Annotated in this window: 17 protein-coding genes, 1 tRNA gene and 1 riboswitch; of the genes, 9 read left to right on the forward strand and 9 right to left on the reverse strand. The window is 66.1% G+C overall.

All coding sequences use genetic code 11. From position 1 onward, the window contains the following. The first annotated feature begins 2 nt into the window (after positions 1-2). From CBI38_RS13375 to gcvP, 7 genes are all read left to right on the forward strand, one after another. Positions 3-746, forward strand: coding sequence for a DUF881 domain-containing protein (locus tag CBI38_RS13375; protein ID WP_109329478.1), 744 nt, complete (start codon positions 3-5; stop codon positions 744-746). Between the two features lie 42 nt (positions 747-788). Continuing rightward, complete coding sequence (gene gcvH, locus CBI38_RS13380; protein ID WP_109329480.1) at positions 789-1,193, forward strand: glycine cleavage system protein GcvH; 405 nt, start codon at positions 789-791, stop codon at positions 1,191-1,193. Positions 1,194-1,507: 314 nt separating this feature from the next. Then, positions 1,508-2,008, forward strand: coding sequence for a glycogen accumulation regulator GarA (gene garA, locus CBI38_RS13385; RefSeq protein ID WP_109335060.1), 501 nt, complete (start codon positions 1,508-1,510; stop codon positions 2,006-2,008). Further along, complete coding sequence (gene ftsR / locus CBI38_RS13390) at positions 2,005-2,745, forward strand: transcriptional regulator FtsR (RefSeq protein WP_109329482.1); 741 nt, start codon at positions 2,005-2,007, stop codon at positions 2,743-2,745. Before garA ends, ftsR begins: the two co-directional genes overlap by 4 nt. A 147-nt stretch (positions 2,746-2,892) precedes the next feature. Then, positions 2,893-3,366 carry a bifunctional nuclease family protein gene (locus CBI38_RS13395; RefSeq protein ID WP_109335061.1) on the forward strand — a complete coding sequence of 158 codons (474 nt, stop codon included), beginning with the start codon at positions 2,893-2,895 and terminating at the stop codon, positions 3,364-3,366. Positions 3,367-3,637: 271 nt separating this feature from the next. Next, positions 3,638-4,258: a MerR family transcriptional regulator gene (locus CBI38_RS13400; protein ID WP_109329483.1), complete on the forward strand. Its 621-nt coding sequence runs from the start codon at positions 3,638-3,640 to the stop codon at positions 4,256-4,258. A 112-nt stretch (positions 4,259-4,370) separates the two neighbouring features. Next, a riboswitch (glycine riboswitch) is annotated at positions 4,371-4,492 on the forward strand. Positions 4,493-4,666: 174 nt separating this feature from the next. Next, positions 4,667-7,519: an aminomethyl-transferring glycine dehydrogenase gene (gene gcvP / locus CBI38_RS13405; protein ID WP_109329485.1), complete on the forward strand. Its 2,853-nt coding sequence runs from the start codon at positions 4,667-4,669 to the stop codon at positions 7,517-7,519. Positions 7,520-7,562: 43 nt separating this feature from the next. Here gcvP and CBI38_RS13410 read toward each other — a convergent pair whose 3' ends face one another. From CBI38_RS13410 to CBI38_RS13450, 9 genes are all read right to left on the reverse strand, one after another. Further along, positions 7,563-8,720 (reverse strand): metallophosphoesterase, encoded by a 1,158-nt coding sequence (locus tag CBI38_RS13410; protein WP_109329487.1) that lies wholly within the window; start codon positions 8,718-8,720, stop codon positions 7,563-7,565. Positions 8,721-8,909: 189 nt separating this feature from the next. Beyond that, on the reverse strand, positions 8,910-10,697 hold the full coding sequence (locus CBI38_RS13415) for a substrate-binding domain-containing protein (protein ID WP_109329489.1): 1,788 nt from the start codon (positions 10,695-10,697) through the stop codon (positions 8,910-8,912). A gap of 130 nt (positions 10,698-10,827) precedes the next feature. Continuing rightward, a complete protein-coding gene (locus CBI38_RS13420; RefSeq protein WP_109329491.1) occupies positions 10,828-13,011 on the reverse strand; it encodes a malate synthase G in 2,184 nt (727 codons plus the stop codon). Positions 13,012-13,123: 112 nt separating this feature from the next. Continuing rightward, positions 13,124-14,089, reverse strand: a complete 966-nt coding sequence (locus CBI38_RS13425) for a sulfite exporter TauE/SafE family protein (protein WP_109329493.1) — start codon at positions 14,087-14,089, stop codon at positions 13,124-13,126. A gap of 262 nt (positions 14,090-14,351) precedes the next feature. After that, positions 14,352-15,596: a saccharopine dehydrogenase family protein gene (locus CBI38_RS13430; protein WP_109329495.1), complete on the reverse strand. Its 1,245-nt coding sequence runs from the start codon at positions 15,594-15,596 to the stop codon at positions 14,352-14,354. A gap of 37 nt (positions 15,597-15,633) precedes the next feature. Further along, a complete protein-coding gene (locus CBI38_RS13435; RefSeq protein WP_109329497.1) occupies positions 15,634-16,044 on the reverse strand; it encodes a DUF2784 domain-containing protein in 411 nt (136 codons plus the stop codon). Between the two features lie 72 nt (positions 16,045-16,116). After that, positions 16,117-16,533 (reverse strand): universal stress protein, encoded by a 417-nt coding sequence (locus tag CBI38_RS13440; protein WP_109335062.1) that lies wholly within the window; start codon positions 16,531-16,533, stop codon positions 16,117-16,119. A 105-nt stretch (positions 16,534-16,638) separates the two neighbouring features. Next, a complete protein-coding gene (locus tag CBI38_RS13445) occupies positions 16,639-18,093 on the reverse strand; it encodes an SDR family NAD(P)-dependent oxidoreductase (RefSeq protein WP_109329499.1) in 1,455 nt (484 codons plus the stop codon). Between the two features lie 72 nt (positions 18,094-18,165). Beyond that, positions 18,166-18,251: transfer RNA gene (locus tag CBI38_RS13450), tRNA-Leu, on the reverse strand. Between the two features lie 107 nt (positions 18,252-18,358). On the opposite strand from CBI38_RS13450, the gene CBI38_RS13455 reads away from it, so the two are divergent. Continuing rightward, on the forward strand, positions 18,359-19,711 hold the full coding sequence (locus CBI38_RS13455) for a M20/M25/M40 family metallo-hydrolase (protein WP_109329501.1): 1,353 nt from the start codon (positions 18,359-18,361) through the stop codon (positions 19,709-19,711). 33 nt (positions 19,712-19,744) lie between these two features. Beyond that, positions 19,745-20,275 (forward strand): YbhB/YbcL family Raf kinase inhibitor-like protein, encoded by a 531-nt coding sequence (locus CBI38_RS13460; protein ID WP_109329503.1) that lies wholly within the window; start codon positions 19,745-19,747, stop codon positions 20,273-20,275. Positions 20,276-20,313 lie beyond the last annotated feature (38 nt).

A 20,313-nucleotide genomic window follows, 5' to 3' on the forward strand; every position in this document is an offset into this window, starting at 1 on the left:
CAATGAGCGGTCACGAGGGCAGACACGAACTCCACCAGGACGAATCGGCGTCGCGCCGGTCCCACGTCGTCTTCGCCGTGCTGGCCGCACTTCTTCTCGGTGGCCTGGGAATCGCGATCGTGACTCAGGTGAAGAACACCGGCTCCGGTGACACGCTCGACTCCGCGAGCCCGGCGGACCTCTTGGTCGTGCTCGATACGCTGAACCAGCGGGAAGCGGCCCTGCGGCAGGAGATCGCTTCCCTCGAGCAGACGCTGGACACTTTACAGCGAAGTGGTAGCTCGGGTGCCGCCCTCGACGAGGCACGCGCACGCCTGACCGCGTTGTCGATCCAAGTGGGGAGCGCACCGGCCACGGGGCCCGGGGTGACGATGAGCATCACCGACCCAGGGAAAGGGGTGGGCTCCGAAGTGCTCCTCGACCTCGTGCAGGAGTTGCGGGCGGCGGGTGCCGAGGCCATCTCACTGCAAGGCACGCAGGGTGCTCCCATCCGGATCGGCGTCGACTCCTGGGTGTCGGGGTCTGCAGGCGATCTGTCGATAGACGGTCAGCGCGTGACCGCGCCGTACAGCGTTGTCGCGATCGGGGATCCACCCACCCTCGCGGCCGCGCTCAACATCCCCGGCGGGGTGGTCGACACCGTCGCGCGCAGCGGTGGACAGCTCGAGATCGAACAATCACAGCAGGTCACGATCTCCGCCTTGCGAGAGTCGAAACCTCGCCAATACGCTCAGCCCGGAAATTGATCTTCGCATCCGCCCGCGGATTGCCATCGAAAGGACGCCACTGTGAGTGAGCTCGAAATTCCCGCCGATCGTCGGTACACAGCCGAACACGAGTGGGTCGAGCGGACCGGAGCCACGACGGTACGGATCGGCATCACCGATTTCGCGCAGTCCCAGCTCGGTGACGTGGTGTTCGTTCAGCTGCCCGCTGTCGACGACGAGGTGACTGCGGGCGAATCGCTCGGCGAAGTGGAATCCACCAAGAGTGTGTCCGACATCTTCGCGCCCCTCACGGCGAAAGTCGTTGCCGCAAATGCTGATCTGGACGGCAACCCGGAACTCGTGAACTCGGCGCCGTACGCGCAGGGCTGGCTCGTCGATCTCGGGGTCGACGACGAGGCGACGCTCGACGCCGCCCTCGCGGAGATGTTGGATGCGGCAGCCTATGCGGACATCACCGCAGGCTGATCTCGGCGGGCCGAGGAAGCGGCGTTCCGCCGCCTCCGGGAACGCGGCGGCCCGCGTCTCGGTCACGACGGGTCGTTCCGGCGGCGTATTACCGGTTCGTAATGTGCTGGCGGCCTGTCTTACTACACGCACCGGCGCGCGCAGGGTACGGTCGAGGTGAACGCATGTGCCGTGTCGGGGCGCAGGTCCGTAGTTTGACTGTGGTTGTGGCAGTGCACGGAAGATAATGTGCACGAATATCGAATTATGTAGAACCGAGTGGCATTGCGTAGTCCAGCGAATCTTGCTGGATGATCGAACTAGGAGGAGAAACGGTGAGCGAGAACGGCAATGACGCGGTTTATGGGGAGTCCCCGGCGGAAACGACGTCGGTCTTCCGCGCGGACTTCCTCAACGAGCTCGACACCTCCTCGGCAACCCAGGCGCCGGAGGCTCCGGTGTCGGGTGTGGAGGGACTGCCAGCAGGTTCCGCTCTGCTCGTCGTCAAGCGCGGACCCAACGCGGGTTCACGCTTCCTGCTCGACCAGCCGACGACCTCTGCGGGGCGCCATCCCGACAGCGACATCTTCCTCGACGACGTGACGGTCAGCCGTCGTCATGCGGAGTTCCGCCAGGAGGACGACGAATTCCAGGTCGTCGACGTGGGAAGCCTCAACGGCACGTACGTCAACCGGGAACCGGTCGACTCCGCGGTGCTGGCCAATGGTGACGAGGTCCAGATCGGGAAGTTCCGACTGGTGTTCCTGACGGGTCCGCGTACCACCGCGGGTGGTTCGCAGATCGGTGAGACGTCAGCTGGTGCGGGTAGCCAATGACCGCGGTGCGGCAGCAGCAGGCGCAATCGGGAATGTCGATCGGCTCGGTGCTGGATCGACTGCGGCCCGATTTCCCTGATGTGACGATCTCGAAGATCCGATTCCTCGAAGCCGAGGGTCTCATCAGCCCCCAGCGGACTCCGTCGGGTTATCGGCGCTTCTCGATCGCCGACTGCGAACGTCTGCGCTACGTCCTCACTGCGCAACGAGACCAGTATCTGCCGCTGAAGGTCATCAAAGAGCAGCTCGAGGCCATCGACAGAGGTGTGGCCACGGTCGGTGCCGGCGACTCGTCGCCGCGCCGGCCGCGGGCGCTCACCGTCGCTCCGGGTGAGGTGTCACCCGAGGAGTTTCTCACCGATCGGGAAGTCCGGATCAGCCGCGACGACCTCATGTCCCGGGCAGGCATCGACGAGAAATTCCTCGTGGAACTCACCCGAGGAGGTCTCGTCGTGCCCGGCCCGGCCGGCTTCTTCGACGAGGATGCCGTGACGCTTGCACGCACAGCGCGGGCGATGTCCGAGTTCGGCCTCGAAGTGCGGCACCTGCGGGCATTCAAGCTCGCCGCCGACCGTGAGGCGGGGCTGGTGGCCCAGATAGCCGGGCCGGTGGCCAAGGGACGTGACGCGGGTGCCCGCGACCGCGCCGAGGAAATGGTGCGGGAACTGGCGGCGTTGTCGCTGACTCTGCATACGTGTCTGGTGAAGTCTGCTGTGCGCGGTGCCCTGGACCGGTAAGTCGTTGCCAGGCACGCCTCTGACGGGGAACTTCTCAACGACGCTGCGCTCGAACGGTTGTACGGTCGACAGCGGACACGAATCGAATAGAATCCTGGTAGGCACGGTGTGCCGCGTATGGACCATTGCAGGGTGGAGGCAGACGCGATGAGCGAAATGCACGTGATCGGAGTTCGTGTCGAGCAGCCTCAGAGCCAGCCTGTTCTGCTGCTGCGCGAAACTGACGGCGACCGTTACCTCCCCATTTGGATCGGGCAGACCGAGGCCACCGCAATCGCACTCGAACAACAGGGTGTCGAGCCTGCGCGGCCTCTCACACATGATCTGATCAAGAATCTGATCGAGGCCCTCGGCCGCACCCTCAAAGAAGTGCGCATCGTCGAACTCCGCGAAGGCACGTTCTACGCCGATCTCGTGTTCGATCAGAACACTCGTGTCTCCGCCCGGCCCTCCGACTCGATCGCCATCGCGTTGCGTATCGGAGTCCCCATTTTCGCCGAGGAGTCGGTTCTGTCGGAGGCGGGACTCGTCATGCCGGACGAGCGTGAAGACGAGGTCGAGAAGTTCAAAGAGTTCCTCGAATCCGTCTCGCCGGACGACTTCAAGGCCACCGACGGCTAGGGTTCCTGTTTGCCCAGTAACGGTTGAGGTTCTTCCGGCGCGTTGCGTTGACCCTGACTGCTCGGAGTCATAGCGTTCGGTGCAGTGATTTTCTGCCTTGCAGATTCGATCGGGCGTACGCTGAGTAGGTTCAGGGTATGGATGTGCTCGGTGTCACTGGTGGCGACTACGCCGCCCGAGTGCTGTGGTGCATGCGCCGCGGCTACTGGCGACGCGTGTCACAGGCGCACTGATCGTCGGGTTCAGTGCAACATGCGAGAGGGAGTAGTCAGTGGGAGATCGGCCGCAGGAGAATCCGCTGAATCTTGCGCCCGGCGACAACGTTGCCGAGCCAGAGTTCAGCTCCGAAGAGATCCAGCCGGGCCTCTTCCCCGACGATTCCGTGCCTGACGACCTCGTCGGATACCGCGTCCCCATCGCCTGCCAGATCGCCGGAATTACCTACCGGCAGCTCGACTACTGGGCGCGGACGTCACTGGTGGTGCCGTCCATCCGTGGGGCGGCCGGCTCGGGGAGCCAGCGCCTGTACTCGTTCAAAGACATCCTCGTTCTCAAGATCGTCAAGCGCCTGCTCGATACCGGAATATCCTTGCAGAACATTCGTGTGGCCGTCGACCATCTGCGTAAGCGTGGGGTGCGCGACTTGGCCAAGATCACACTTTTCTCCGACGGCACCACTGTCTACGAGTGCACGTCCGCGGAAGAGGTTGTCGATTTATTGCAGGGTGGCCAGGGCGTGTTCGGTATCGCCGTGAGCGGTGCCATGCGTGAGCTCACTGGCACCATCGCAGACTTCCCGGCGGAGCGTGCCGATGGCGGCGCACTCGAGCAGAGTCCCGAAGACGAACTGGCGTCCCGGCGGAAGACTCGCGCAAGTCGTAAGACGGGCTAAGTTCTCGTCGGGCAGACAAGGTGCCGGTGACGCCCGGCCTGTGTTCCGCCGCACAAATGCGGGACATGGGCGTGCGTGAACTGGTCGCCGGTGACATAGACTGACGGTGCGTCGACGCCGTGCGGGAGAGTTCCGGGTACTGCATGCACAGAAAATCGTGTGTGAAGGACCCGGACGCCGAAGGAGCAGCACCTCCCCGTCAATCTCTCAGGCACACAGGACCGTGCGGGCTCCGACGTCTCTGGAAAGCGGTGGGAGCACCCACCCGCCCACGGGGAAAGGGCCCGTCCACTGCTGGACGCCGGTACCGAATCTCTCAGGCGCTCGAACGCGAGCAGGCGACAGAGGGGGAGGGACGCACCGCTGCGCGGGGCGGGTCCTGGTCCTCCGAACTGCTTGGGAGTTGTCGTGATCGACGCTGGAAGCCGTACATTCGCCGACCGCCATGTCGGCCCGAACGCGGCGGAACTCGCGCACATCCTCGACGTCGTGGGTGCCGGATCCCTGGACGACCTGGCGTCGAAGGCGGTCCCGGCCGCCATTCTCGACGGCGTCGCGAATGGTGTGGCCGACGGGCTCGACGCTCTGCCTGCCCCGGTGTCCGAGCACGAGGCTCTCGCCGAACTTTCTGCACTCGCCGCCCAGAACACCGTGGCGACCACGATGATCGGACTCGGGTACTACGACACCCTGACGCCTCCGGTTCTGCTCCGGAACATCATCGAGAATCCTGCGTGGTACACCGCCTACACCCCGTACCAGCCGGAGATCAGCCAAGGGCGTCTCGAGGCTCTTCTGAACTTTCAGACGATGGTGGCCGATCTCACCGGTATGGAGGTCGCGAATTCGTCAATGCTCGACGAGGCGACCGCAGCCGCTGAGGCCATGACACTCCTGCGGCGCGCGAACAAGTCCAAGTCGCCGCGGTTCGTGGTGGATGCCGATCTGTACCCGCAGACCCTCGCCGTGCTCGAGACCCGGGCCGAGCCTCTCGGTATCGACATCGTCGTCGCTGATCTGTCTGCCGGGCTGCCCGACGGTGACTTCTTCGGTGTCCTCGCTCAACTGCCGGGCGCGTCCGGCCGCGTCGTCGACTACACCGACGTCATCGTCGAGGCTCACGAGCGCGGCGCCCTCGTCGCGCTCGGCGCCGACCTCCTGGCCCTCACCCTGATCACGCCGCCCGGCGACATCGGCGCGGACGCCTGCTTCGGCACCACTCAGCGGTTCGGTGTCCCCATGGGGTTCGGCGGCCCGCACGCCGGGTACCTTGCCGTGCACACCAAGCATGCCCGCCAGCTACCCGGCCGCCTCGTCGGCGTGTCCGTGGACGCCGATGGTGACAAGGCGTATCGACTGGCTTTGCAGACCCGTGAACAGCACATTCGCCGGGAGAAGGCCACGTCGAACATCTGCACCGCCCAGGTGCTCCTTGCCGTTCTCGCGGCCATGTACGCGAGCTATCACGGTGCGGAAGGCCTGAAGGCGATCGCGGAGCGCGTCGCGAATGCTGCGCACTCGCTCGCCGCCGCCCTCCGCAAGGCTGGGGTGACCGTGGTGCACGAGCACTTCTTCGACACCGTCCTCGTTCGCGTCGAGGGGCAGGCGTCGGCAGTCGTGGCCAAAGCCAAGGAGTCGGGAATCAACCTCCGCTTCGTCGATGCCGATCACGTCGGCATCGCCTGTGACGAAGCGACGGCCCCAGCACACCTCGAGAGCGTTCTCGCGGCATTCGGCGGTGCCGGTGCGGTCGGCGTCGAACCGGGCACCGCGGTGCCCCACTCTCAGCGCCGCGGCTCCGACTATCTCCAGCACGAGGCCTTCACGCGGTATCGCACCGAAACCGGGATGCTGCGGTATCTGCGAGCGTTATCGGACAAGGACATCGCACTCGACCGCAGCATGATCCCGTTGGGTTCGTGCACCATGAAGCTCAACGCGACCGCCGAAATGGAAGCAATCACCTGGCCGGCGTTCGCCCGACTGCACCCGTTCGCACCCACCGGCGACGCGCCGGGGATTCTTCGCATCATCGAGGACCTCGAGAACTGGCTCGTGGCCGTGACCGGTTACGACGCGGTCAGCCTGCAGCCGAATGCCGGCAGCCAGGGCGAGTACGCGGGACTCCTGGCGATCCGCAACTATCACCTGAGCCGCGGCGACGACCACCGCGACACCTGCCTGATTCCCTCGAGCGCCCACGGCACCAACGCGGCGTCCGCCGTCATGGCCGGTATGCGCGTGGAAGTGGTGGCCTGCCGACCCAACGGTGACGTCGATCTCGACGACCTGCGAGCGAAAATTGCCGACCATGCCGAGCGACTCGCCGCGATCATGATCACTTACCCGTCCACCCACGGCGTGTACGAGCACGAGATCGCCGACATCTGCGCTGCCGTCCACGACGCCGGAGGCCAGGTCTACGTGGACGGCGCCAACCTCAACGCCCTCGTCGGGCTGGCCCGACCCGGTCGGTTCGGCGGCGACGTCAGTCACCTGAACCTGCACAAGACGTTCTGCATCCCGCACGGCGGCGGTGGCCCCGGTGTCGGACCCATCGGCGTGCGCTCCCACCTGACGCCGTTCCTGCCCGGGCACCCGCTGGCGCCGGAACTCGGCACTGCCGGACCGATTTCTGCGGCACCCTATGGAAGCGCCTCCATCCTGCCCATCACGTGGGCCTACATTCGGATGATGGGCGCGGTCGGACTCCGCCGGGCCAGCCTGACGGCCATCGCCTCGGCCAACTACATCGCACGCCGCCTCGACGAGTACTTTCCCGTCCTCTACACGGGCGAGGGTGGAATGGTGGCCCACGAATGCATTCTCGACCTGCGTCCGATCACCAAGGACACCGGTGTCACTGTGGACGATGTGGCAAAGCGTCTCGCTGACTACGGTTTCCACGCCCCGACGATGAGCTTCCCGGTAGCCGGGACGCTGATGGTCGAGCCCACCGAGAGTGAGAACCTCGAGGAGATCGACGCCTTCTGTGAGGCGATGATCGCGATCCGTGCCGAAATCGACCGGGTAGGGGCAGGCGAGTGGCCGGTCGACGACAATCCGCTGCGCGGAGCCCCGCACACGGCGGGCTGCCTCGTTGCCGAGTGGAACCACCCGTACTCGCGAGAGGTCGCTGTCTTCCCCCGCGGCAAGGCTCGGCCGAAGGTGTGGCCTGCCGTGCGTCGCATCGACGGAGCGCACGGTGACCGCAATCTCGTATGCTCCTGCCCGCCGATCTCGGCATTCGAAGGGGCCTGACGGCTGGGCCCGCCCTGCTCACCCGGGGCGGGCCCGGATCGGGTCAGTCGGCGCGCACCAGTTCGAGGATTGTGATCTCCGGCGGTGCGGCGACGCGTACGGGCGGGCCCCAGGCGCCGACTCCGCGCGTGGTGTAGAGAACCGTGTTCCCGATCCGGTCCAGACCCGTCACCGAAGGTTGCTGCAGCGGCACGAGATAGCGGAGCGGCCACATCTGCCCGCCGTGCGTATGCCCCGACAGCTGAAGGTCCACACCCAGATCCGAGGCCTCCAGCGCCTGCCGTGGTTCGTGGGCGAGCAGCATCACGAATGTCGACGGATCACGTCCCGCGAGGGCTGCAGACAGGTCGGGCTCGTAGGGCGCCGGCGACGAGTAATCGTGAATGCCTGCGATGTCGATCGTTGCTTCGCCGCGGCGGAGAGCCACACGTTGGTTCCGGAGGGTGGCGATGCCCAGACGTTCCCAGACATCCAGCCAGCGGCCGCCGTCGTCGGCGTAGAACTCGTGGTTTCCGCTGACACCGAAAATCCCCATCGGTGCGCGAAGATCCGCGAGGGGTTCGAGGTCGGGCGCCACCTTGGACACCGTTCCGTCCACCAGGTCTCCCACAATCGCCACCAGGTCGGGTTTCTGCGCGTTGATCACATCCACGACCTCCCGAGTGAAGCCCACTCCTCGTGCGGGACCCACGTGGAGATCGGACACGAGGGCGACGCGCACACCCTCGAACTCGGGAGGAAGGCGCCGTAGCGGGACACGGACGCGTACCACCCTCGGGCGGGCGGCCTCGGCGACCCCGTATCCGGCGGCCACGACGGCGCCAACCGCGACAACCGACGTCGCGAGACGCAGGGTGCGGCGCCGGGACAGGTCGACCTGATCGGCACTCTCGCCCCTGTGGCGCAACCGCGCGACAACGCGAACGACCAGCGAACCGATCGCAACCAGGAGCAGGCCCAGCACCAGATACAGCAGTGCTCCGAGCCACGCCCATCCCACGAAACCGGGAGGTCGCGCCCATCCGGTGTCGAATACCTCACCGCTGCCGGCGCCGATCACGGCAAGAACCCACAGGACGACGAGGACGACATCGACGACGACGGACCACGGCCGGGTCAGGCCCGTGGCCCGCACGAGCCGCCGGTGAAGCCACCAGGTGAGCAGGGCCAGGACGACGCCGAAGACAACGACCCTCGTCATCGGACGTCCGCGGGGGAAGCGGCCCGCTGTGACACGGGTACGAGCGGGTGAGGGGGTCGAGTCTCCGGATACATGGCAGTGCTTTCTGTCACGGTGTCGTCGCACCCGTCGACGACGTCAGCGGGGTCCTTACGAGGTGATGTTCCGGTGCGGTCGGGCGCCGATGCCCGTCTCCCGGTGCGGGAAGAGTCAAGACAACAACTTGCCGATGGCAGTGGCCAAAGCGGGTCCGTCCGAGGAGGGGACCTTCTCGAGCGACCCGCCGGTGCGATCGGCGACGGCCTGAAGGGTATTGAGATCAGAGTTCTGTCCGATGGTCACGATGTCGATGCGAACAGGCTTGGACGGATCGCCCGCGGCTGCGAGGGACGCCAACAGATCGGCGCGGGTGAGCGAACCGTCGTCGTTGGCGCCGTCGGTCAGGAGCAGCACCGAGTTCGTGCGTCCCGGGGTGTATCCGGCGACCGCGCTCTTGTACGCAGCCTCGAGCGAAGCGTAGGTGGCCGTGCCGGCGGCCGGGACGGCCTTCGCCAGCCGGGCACCCAGGGCTTGCCTGCGGCTTCCCTCGATGAAACCACCGGCCGAGAGCGGGCCGGTGGCAACCACCGTCGTGTAGGGGCGGGTTCCGTCGAGGTTGGTGCTGTATTCCCACAACCCCAGGCTCGAGGCGTCCGGCGAGCGGCTGACCTGGGCCGCCAGAGCCGCAGTCGTATTCGTCAAGCGTGAGGTGGGTCCCTCGCCGGCACCCATCGAACTCGACACGTCGAGCAGAATTGTCGACGTCCGTTCGGTGACGGGATTGCGGATGACCCCCATCATCGCTTCGGTGGCCGCGGAATCCGCGGGCAACAGCGTGGTGGGGAAGCCGGGGAACGTCAAGGCTGTGTTGTCCGGCCTGCCAAGTCCCTCCACCCTGAAGCCCGCATCAGCGAGCACCTGACCCTGCTCCGGCTCGCGAAGAAACTCCGTGAACTGGGCAGCGGCCCGGCTCTGCGTCTCGTCGACAGCGGGCCCCGACAAGATGGCCGCCGGATGATCCGCTACCGGGGTCGCGCCCTTCGGCAGGAAAGTGGTGACATCGGAGCCGGGGGCCTCGCGCAGCGCCCGGTAAACCTGCTGTTCGGTGACCGGCACCGCGTGAATGCCCTCCATGGACGGGTCGTCCGCGTCGGCGAGGAGGGTGAGGGCCTCGCGCGTCGTCGCCGGCTTCGCGCCGGGCAGTGCTTGATACCCGAGCGCCAGCCCGGTGAGCGCGGAGGTGACCTGGATCGATCCGGCCTGCTCGGCGGTGATCGGGCCGGCAGAATCGCCGGCAACGGAGGCGGCGACGGCTTCGACCGCCAATTCTGTACTGCCGGAGCCGGATCCGACGGGTAGCGCCAATCCCAGGCTTCCCCACTCGGAGAGCCCGAGGGTCGCCAATGACCCTCGCCCTGTCTGCAGCGACGGCAGATCTTTCCACTCGACGGCAGCGGTGGTCAGGGCGTTCTCGAACTCGGCTCGGACGGCGAGCACCACGGGGCTCGCGGCAAGGGGACGAGCCTCGCCGTTGACTACGGCGGGCGGCACCTGACGGACCCATTGTGAACTGGACGGAATCCACAATGCAGGACGCGGGCCGAGAAGCTTGTCGTCCCACGCGCCGTCCGGGCCTGTGATCAGGGCATCGCGCACCTCGCTGGAGTCGACCGGCGTGACGGTGACGGAGATGCAGTGATCACGGATGACGGGGGAGGTGGCGGTGAAGCGGTTCGCGAGAGTCCGGATGTCTGCCGCGATGTCCGGGTCGGCTGCGACACCGAGCACACTGTCACCCTCGACACACGCGCCGGCCGCTGCGGCACCCTGATCTTTGATTCGGTCAGCCAGCTGGAACCAGCCGAACACCCCAACGACGATCACCACGACGAGACCGAGCGCGATCAGGGGTCCCTTACTGACACCCCTGGCACCCTTTCCGCCGCGATGATTTCCCACGTGGTTACCTGTTTCTGTCGGTCGAGTCGATCGAAGTCGACTTCCGCAGTGTAGTGAAGCGCGGAGCGGAAGCCGGAAAAGCGGCCCCCGTCACCAGGTGATGACGGGGGCCGCTGACCGTGCGCAGTGCTCAGGCGTTGGCGGCCTTGTACTCGCGACGACGGCGGTGCAGGATCGGTTCCGTGTAACCGCTGGGCTGCTTGCCGCCTTCGAGGATCAGTTCCTTCGCCGCCTGGAATGCGATGCTGTCATCGAAGTTCGGCGCCATCGGGCGGTACGTCACATCGGCCTCGTTCTGGCGGTCGACAACCGGTGCCATCCGCTCGAGGCTGGCGACGACGTCGTCCTCGGTGACGATGTCGTGGCGCAGCCAGTTCGCGAGGAGCTGGCTGGAGATCCGCAGCGTGGCACGGTCCTCCATCAAGGCGACGTCGTGGATATCGGGCACTTTCGAGCAGCCGACGCCGGCGGTGATCCAGCGGACGACGTAACCGAGGATGGACTGGCAGTTGTTGTCCAGTTCCTCCTTCTTCTCTGCCTCGGACCAGTCGGTGCTCGGGGCGAGAGGAATGGTCAGGATGTCGCCGAGGGTGACCCGCGGCTTGCCCTTCAGTTCGTCCTGAACAGCGAAGACGTCGACCTGGTGGTAATGGGTGGCGTGCAGGGTGGCGCCGGTGGGGGACGGAACCCATGCGGTGTTCGCGCCGGCCTGTGGGTGACCGATCTTCTGCTCGAGCATCTCGGCCATCAGCTCGGTCATGGCCCACATGCCCTTGCCGATCTGGGCCTTACCCTGCAGTCCGGCGGCCAGACCGGTGTCGACGTTCCAGTCCTCGTAGGCAGCGATCCACTTCTGCTTCTTCATCTCGGCCTTGCGGACCATCGGTCCGGCCTCCATCGAGGTGTGAATTTCGTCGCCGGTGCGGTCGAGGAATCCGGTGTTGATGAACACCACCCGCTCCGACGCCTCCTTGATGCAGGCGGCCAGGTTGACCGTGGTGCGGCGCTCTTCATCCATGATCCCCACCTTGAGGGTGTTGGCGGGCAGCCCGAGGACTTCCTCGACACGGCTGAAGAGTTCGGTGGTGAACGCGACTTCCTCGGGACCGTGCTGTTTGGGTTTGACGATGTAGATGGAACCGGTCCGGCTGTTGTCGAGGGGGCCGTTGGCCTCGCTGATGGACAGTCCGTGGACCGCGCAGAGGCTGGTGACGAGAGCGTCGAGGATGCCCTCGGGCACTTCGTTGCCGTCCGAGTCGAGCACTGCCGGGTTGGTCATCAAGTGACCGACGTTGCGCACGAACAGCAGCGACCGTCCGTGCAGCGAGAGTTCGCTGCCGTCGGGTGCGGTGTAGGTGCGGTCGGCGTTGAGCTTGCGCGTGAAGGACTTTCCGCCCTTGGCGATCTCCTCGACCAGGTCGCCACGGTTGAGGCCGAGCCAGTTCCGGTAACCGATCACCTTGTCGTCCGCGTCGACCGCGGCAACCGAGTCTTCGAAGTCCATGATCGTGGTGACCGCGGACTCCAGGACGACGTCCTTGACACCGGCGGCGTCGGTCTTGCCGATCGGGGACTCGGCGTCGATCTGGATCTCGGCGTGCAATCCGTTGTTGCGGAGCAGAACGCTCGTGGGGGAGTCCTTCTCACCGAGGTAGCCGACGAACTTCTCCGGCTGCGCGAGAGTCGTGATGTTGCCGCCGTCGAGTTCGACCTTCAGCTCCGCCCCGTCGACGAAGTACCGGGTGGAGTCGGCGTGCGACCCGGACGCCAGGGGTGCCGCGGTGTCGAGGAACTGGCGAGCCCACGCAATCACCTTGTCGCCACGGACCTTGTTGTACCCGCTGCCCTTCTCCGCGCCGCCTTCCTCGGGGATGGCGTTGGTTCCGTAGAGGGCGTCGTACAGCGATCCCCACCGCGCGTTCGAGGCGTTGAGGGCGAACCGAGCGTTCAGAATGGGCACGACCAGCTGCGGGCCTGCCGTCGACGTGATCTCGTTGTCGACGTTCGCGGTCGAGACCTCGAACGGTTCCGGAGCGGGAACCAGGTAACCGATCTCCTCGAGAAATTCCTTGTACTCCGCCGCGTCGATGGGCTTGCCGGCGCGGTCACGGTGCCACTCATCGATGCGGGACTGCAGTTCGTCACGCTTCGCGAGGAGGTCCCGGTTCTTCGGGGCGAGGTCGTGAACAACCTTGTCGGCGCCGGCCCAGAAGGCGTCGACATCGACTCCGGTTCCGGGAAGAGCTTCATTCCCGACGAAGTCGTAGAGAACCTTGGCGACCTGAAGACCGCCGACCTGAACACGCTCAGTCATGAATAGCCTCACTCTTCCGCTATCGGAGCACCGGACGGGTGCCATGAATCGCGACCAATGTTACCTGGGAGTAAAGGCGTGGGGCCGACTACGTCCGGCCTGCCGGATGCGTTCAGACCTTCCCGCCGGTGGAAGGCTCGAAGACCGGGGTTTCCGGCAGTGTGGACAACTCGTGCCCGGTGCCGAAACGCTGCAAGTCGCCCGCGGCCTCGGCTGCGCTGAGGCGCGAGCGGCGCCATGCGACCACCAGCAGTCCCGCCCACAACCCGACGAGCAGGACACAGCCGAATGCCGACAGCACTCCGCTCACGTCGAACGTCGAAAATAGCTTCTGTGCGTTGGTGATCACGATGATCCCCCCGACACCGGTCCCGAGCAGCGTCGCCGGGACTCGGCTCACCAGCCACGCTGCCAGGGGTGCAGCGAGGACTCCGCCCAGCGCCAGTCCGGCGATGATCAGCAGGTTGTCGAAGAAGGCGCTACCGAGGCCGAAGATGAAGCCGAGACTGGCCGCACCGGACACCAGGAACTCCGAGGCGCTGACAGACCCGATGACGGTCCGCGGTGCAGTTTTGCCGCGGGAGAGCAGGGTGCTCGACGTGATCGGACCCCAACCACCGCCACCGCTCGCGTCGATGAATCCACCGAACAAACCCAGCGGCGAAAGAAAAGCGGCCGTATGAGGGGAGGTTCGGGCGCCGTCGACTACCGGCGGCCGGATCGAGAACCGGAGCAGCACATAGATTCCGATGGCCAGCAGAATGGTGGCTGTCACGGGGGCCGCCGCTGCGGTCGACAAGCGGGACAGGACGACGGCACCGAAAAAGGACCCGATCGCGCCGGGCACGCCGAGTCGCAGGACGAGCGACCAGTCGATGTTGCGGAATCGCCAATGCGCCGCCCCCGAAGCGAGGGTCGTGCCGACCTCCGCGAAGTGGACGGCAGCGCTCGCCTGCGCCGGCCCGACCCCACTGACGACGAGCAGGGTCGTGGCGGTCACACCGAAAGCCATCCCGAGCGCTCCGTCTACCAGTTGGGCACCCACGCCGACCAGCGTGAAGATCAAGAGCTTGAACATCGGGACTCCGAGCGGGGGAAGCGAACGTCAGGGCAGTGAAAGACCGGCCCGAAGGCCGGTCAGCAACATCCCTGATCGAAAGCATGACCCCGGCGCGACGGCCAGAACGGCATGAGAGCGAGCACGGCCGCGGGGCCTGCCATCGCGCTCGAGCCGTTCATGGACACTCCGTATGCCGTGAGAGGAGGCGCGGAGTACCCGCGCACGTCGTTCGAGATTAGCGGGGCGGCTCGACGCCTGTCACGTCGACCCGCCCAGCCCGTTACAACTTGCGTGCGGAGATTTCCAGACCCGCGTCGCGGAGGCGGGTGACCAGGACGTCACCGAGCGCCGTCGCCGGAGTGAGGACACCCGCCGCGTCGGGGAGCGCATTGCCGCCGAGAACCAGGCCGAGCGCGGATTCACCCAGCATGACCGCGGTGGCGCGGTACCCCGGATCGCCTTGGGCCTTCACCCGAGCGGTGTACCGGGCACCCGTCGTGGTGGTCGTATAGATGTCGATCGTGAAGTGGCCCTTGCGTTGCGCATCCTCGCTCGGACCTTCGCCGGGTGCGGGAAGAACCCGGTCGAGGAGGTAGCGGGTGGGCGGGACGCTGAGGCCGAGTACCAAGCCGCCCAGACCGACGGCGACGCCACCGGCGATGAGAGGCGAGACCGGAGACTTGCCGACGCTCATGACCTCGCGATACTTGAATTCGCGTCCATACGCCCATTTCCGGAGGGCGTTGCTGCGGCGTACCACGCGGGTGTTGTAGGACGCCATCACGAACGGCGCTTTCCAGCCCGCGAGTTCGGGGGCGATGTCCTTACCGTTGACCACGCTGACATCGGACTGTTTCCCGAGATCGGGTTCCTGAGACCGGTCCGGGCTGAGCGAATAGGGCGACGCCGCAAGCCGGCGCAGCGCCGAATCCTTCTTCGACACGTCGACCTGTGTTCGAAGGGAGTCGATGGTCCCTCCACTCACACCCCCTCGGAGCGAGGTGACGACCAAGGTGGTGTCGGTGAGTTCGCCGGCCCCGTCGGCCTGCACGGCTTCGTGAAGTACATGCACTCCGATGTCGGACGGAATGGAGTCGAAACCGCAGGAGTGCACGATTCGTGCGCCGGTCCCACGGGCTTTGTCGTGGTTGGCGTCGATGCTGTCGCGGGCGAACAGCACCTCACCCGTGAGGTCGACGTAGTCGGTGCCGGCCTCGGCGCATGCCGCGACGAGGCCGTGCCCGTACTTGGCGTAGGGACCCACCGTCGTCGCGACCACTCTGGTGCCGGAGGCCAAGGCGGCGAGCGACGCCTGATCGTCCGAGTTCGCGACGATGATCGGCCACTGTGCCGCGCGGGGGCCGAGCGACGATCGCACCGATTCGAGCTTGGCCTGCGAGCGTCCGGCAAGGCCGATTCGCACATCTTCGGGCGCTGTGCGGGCGAGATAGTCGGCGAGAAGTTTGCCGACGAAGCCGGAAGCCCCGTAGACGACCAGATCCAGTTCACGTGCGCTGTCTGTCATGGCTCGACACTACAAGCTCGTCCAGCCACTCCGGGGGCTACGAACCGACGTGACCCGAAGGGGTGTGCGCGAATGTGCTGCGGGTCCGGACACGGAGAATCCCGTACCCGGCCCAGGAGAGGACGACACCGAGAGCGACCGATATCTGGATCGCACCGGCAGCCGACTCGGGGTACAGAACTCCGGTCAAGTAGTGGTCGATGAACCCGGAGGACGGCAGTGGAGCCTGTCCGACCTGCACCCGGGCCCAGCTCTCGAGATGAGTCAGTGGGCAGTCGATACCTACGAGGAGTCCGGTGAAACCCCAGGCGACGGCCGCGATGTGGAGGCCGATCGTGCGCGGCAGCCGCCAGGCGAGGAAGCCTCCGGCGGCGACATACAGGATGAAGGCCAGGTGCGCGACGACCGTCGCGTCGGCAACCACCCTGTAGAAAGCTGCACTCCCCATCGGTGTACTCCTGGTTCCGGGACCCGCCCTGTCATCCTAGGCGCGGCGTCGGCCCGGCCGCCGGAAGAGCGCTCAAGCGGAACCGTGCAGTTCTTCCTTGACGACGAGAACCGGGATGTCGACCTCGAGGAGGAGCCGTTGCAGCCAGCGTTCGAGAAGGAACTTGCCGATCGGTGACATGCGTCGGGTACCTACTACGAGGAGGTCGGCCCCACTACGGTCCACCAAGGTGTGCAGCGCACTGACGTGGTCGCCGTCGCCCGCCTCGGTGCGCAACTCCCACGAGGCCTCGCCGACACCGTTGCCCTCGAGCGTGGCCTGGACTTCGGCGCACAGAGCGGAACGATCCGATTCGGCGTCCGCATCCGCAACCTCGTCGACGACGGAGAGAACCACGAGCTGTTCGTGTCGATGCACGGCCTCACGGGCGGCGTGGACGATCGCCGCCCGGCCCTCGGGGCTGTCTCGGTGGACAACGGCGATCGCCATGTGTGGTGCCTCCAGTTCAGGATTCGTTTCGAACCCCATTATCCCCGTGTACCAGTGTCCTTCGGCTGTGTCGATGCTCTCTGGCGCGCCGGATGGGGTGCTCGGTCACCAGGGGGAGGGTTCGTAATCCTTCAGGAAGCAGCCGTGCAGGTCGACGCCCTGCTCACCCTGCACGATCGGGTCGTACACCCGCGCCGCGCCGTCGACGAGGTCCAGGGGGGCGTGGAAACCCTCGTCGGCCAGCCGCATCTTCGTGTAGTGCGGTCGCTCGTCGGTGATCCAGCCGGTGTCGACCGCCGTCATGAGGATGCCGTCGTCGAGCATTTCCTTGGAACTGGTCCGCGTCAGCATGTTCAGCGCTGCCTTCGCCATATTGGTGTGCGGATGCCCTGGTCCTTTGTATGCCCGGCTGAATTGACCTTCCATCGCCGAGACGTTCACCACGTACTTGCGCCGGGCGGCGGCCGCCGCCATTGCGGGTCGCAGCCGGGATACCAGGATGAACGGCGCTACCGAATTGCACAATTGCACTTCGAGTAGCTCGATCGGATCGACCTCCTCGACGGTCTGGACCCAGCTGTTCGTGTGCGCGAGATCGGGCAGGAGACCCCCTGCGTCGATGGCGAGACCCTGCGCGATCCGATCGGGGGAGGCGGACTTGGCCAGGAGTGCGAGGGAGCTGACGGATTCCGGTGCCATCGCCGCACCGGCCATGGCCGACACGTCGGACAGGGAGCCGGCCAAAGCCGCCGGGTGCGCGTCGCTGGTCTTTCCGAAGGTCAGGACGTCGGGAAGAACACCGGCGGGCAGGGCGCCTGATTCCGCGTCCGCCAGCGCGCTGTAGGCGCCGGGGGAGCGCCGCACCGTCTGGGCGGCGTTGTTGATGAGAATGTCGAGGGGGCCCTGGGCGGCAACGGAATCGGCGAGAGCGACCACCTGCGCGGGATCGCGGAGGTCGATACCCACCACCCGCAGACGGTGGATCCAGTCGGCGCTGTCCTCCATCGCCTTGAACCGTCGGATCGCGTCGTTGGGGAACCGTGTGGTGATCGTGGTGTGCGCGCCGTCGCGGAGCAAGCGCAGCGCAATGTACATCCCGATCTTGGCGCGACCACCGGTGAGGAGCGCCCGGCGTCCCGTGAGGTCGGTGCGTGCGTCCCTCTTCGCGCGGCTCTTCCCGGCGCAGTCGGGGCACAGTTGGTGATAGAACGCGTCGACCCGCGTGTACCGCTGTTTGCAGATGTAACAGGGGCGGGGACGGATCAGCGTGCCCGCGGTGGCGCCCTCGGCGTTCGACGTGAGCGGAATGCCGGCGGTCTCGTCGTCGATCCGATCAGGCGACCCGGTCGCCGTGGCGGCGACCACCCGGCGGTCCGCCTCGGCGACGGCATCCCGGGCTGCGAGTCTGCGCCGCTTCTTCAGCTTCTTGAAGAGATGGCCCACGGCGCGCTGCACGGTGACCGAATCAGGGTCGGATTCGTCCAGACTTGCGGCCTGATCGAGAACCCGCAAACAGATCTCCAGATCTGCCGGATCGATTGCCGTCGCTGTTTCACCCATCGAACTTCGCCCTCTCACGAAGAAGGCCCCGGTTCGATGAACCGGGGCCTTTTCGTCTGTCTCAACTCAGAGTGTCCGAGGGGGGACTTGAACCCCCACGTCCGTTAATAGGACACTAGCACCTCAAGCTAGCGCGTCTGCCATTCCGCCACTCGGACTCGCACCCTTTTCCTGGGCGCTGGGAAAGACTATCCGATGAAGCGCCACGGCCCAAATCGCCCCTTTCACCTGAGCGTTTCCGGTGGCGCGGTGGTAGGAAAGTGAAGTGCCGACTACACAGGAAACGCCAGGCCGGGGTCGCGCCGAAGCCGAGGTCGTCGAGCTCGTCAGCTCATTGATCCGCTTCGACACGTCCAACACCGGGGAACTCGCCACGACCAAGGGTGAGCGTGAGTGCGCGGAGTGGGTCGCCGCTCAGCTCCAGGAAGTGGGATACGAGACGGAATACGTCGAATCGGGGGCGCCGGGACGCGGGAACGTCTTCGCAAGGCTGAAGGGGTCGGACCCCACCCGTGGTGCGCTGATGTTGCACGGTCACCTCGACGTCGTGCCCGCCGAGCCCGCCGATTGGCGCGTCCACCCGTTCGCCGGCGCCGTCGAGGACGGCTACGTGTGGGGCCGCGGCGCCGTCGACATGAAAGATATGGTCGGCATGATCCTGGCGGTGGCCCGCCAGTTCAAGGCCGAGGGAATCGTTCCGCCGAGGGATCTCGTGTTCGCGTTCGTCGCCGACGAGGAGGCCGGGGGCAAATATGGCTGCCAGTGGCTCGTACAGAATCGTCCCGACCTGTTCGAAGGTGTCACCGAAGCCGTCGGCGAGGTCGGTGGGTTCTCGCTCACCGTTCCGCGCCCGGACGGCACCGAGCGACGGCTGTATCTGGTCGAGACCGCGGAAAAGGGTCTCGGCTGGATGCGTCTGACGGCCAAGGGCAGGGCCGGGCACGGCTCGTTCCTGCACACCGACAATGCCGTCACCATTCTCGCGCAGGCAGTCGCCCGCCTGGGTGCGCACACCTTTCCGCTGGTCATTTCCGATTCGGTCGCCGAATTCCTCGCCGCTGCAGGCGAGGAAACGGGCCTCGATTTCGATGCGACGTCGCCCGACCTCGACGGCACCCTGGCGAAACTGGGCAGTATCGCCAATATCATCGGCGCCACGCTGCGGGACACCGCGAACCCCACCATGCTGTCCGCCGGCTACAAGGCCAACGTCATCCCGCAGACCGCGGAGGCCGTGGTCGATTGCCGCATCCTGCCCGGTCGGCAGGCCGAGTTCGAGGCCACCGTCGACGAGCTGATCGGGCCCGACGTGCAGCGGGAGTGGATCACCAACCTCGACTCCTACGAGACGACGTTCGACGGTCACCTGGTGGACGCCATGAACGAGGCGATCCTCGCGCACGATCCCGGTGCGCGGACCGTGCCGTACATGCTGTCCGGCGGCACGGACGCCAAGGCATTCGCCAAGCTGGGTATCCGATGTTTCGGCTTCGCACCGCTGCAGCTGCCCCCCGACCTCGACTTCAGTGCCCTGTTCCACGGCGTCGACGAACGGGTACCGGTAGACGCACTACTGTTCGGAACGCGTGTGCTGGAGCACTTTCTGCTCCACAGCTGATCCATCGCCCATTCGCGACAAGAGAGGAACCGCATGTCCTACGACCCGTACGAAGCACTTCCCGACCTGCCGAGTTTCGAGCTGACCTCCGCCGACGTCACCGACGGGCAGCCGCTGAAGAAGGATCAGGTCAGTGGAATCATGGGAGCCGGCGGCTTCGACAACTCGCCACAGCTGTCGTGGTCGGGATTTCCGCCCGAGACGAAGAGTTTCGCGGTCACCGTGTTCGACCCGGATGCGCCGACCGCCTCGGGTTTCTGGCACTGGGTAGTGGCGAACATCCCGGCGGACTGCACGTCTTTGGTGAACGGTGCCGGTGACGACGACGGTACCGGGCTCCCGAATGGCGCGATCCAGCTGCGGAACGACGCCGGGCAGCGCCGCTTCATCGGGGCCGCCCCGCCCGAGGGTCACGGCCCGCACCGCTACATCGTCGCTGTCCATGCTCTGGACGTCGACACCCTCGACGGCGTGAGCGAGGATTCCACTCCGGCATTTCTGGGATTCAACCTGTTCTCGCACGCCATCGCCCGGGCGAGGATCACCGGCACCTACGAGCAGTAGGTCAGACAGCAGCAGGTCGGAAATCGGTGGCCGGCGAC

Source organism: Rhodococcus oxybenzonivorans, from assembly GCF_003130705.1.
GTDB lineage: Bacteria > Actinomycetota > Actinomycetes > Mycobacteriales > Mycobacteriaceae > Rhodococcus_F > Rhodococcus_F oxybenzonivorans.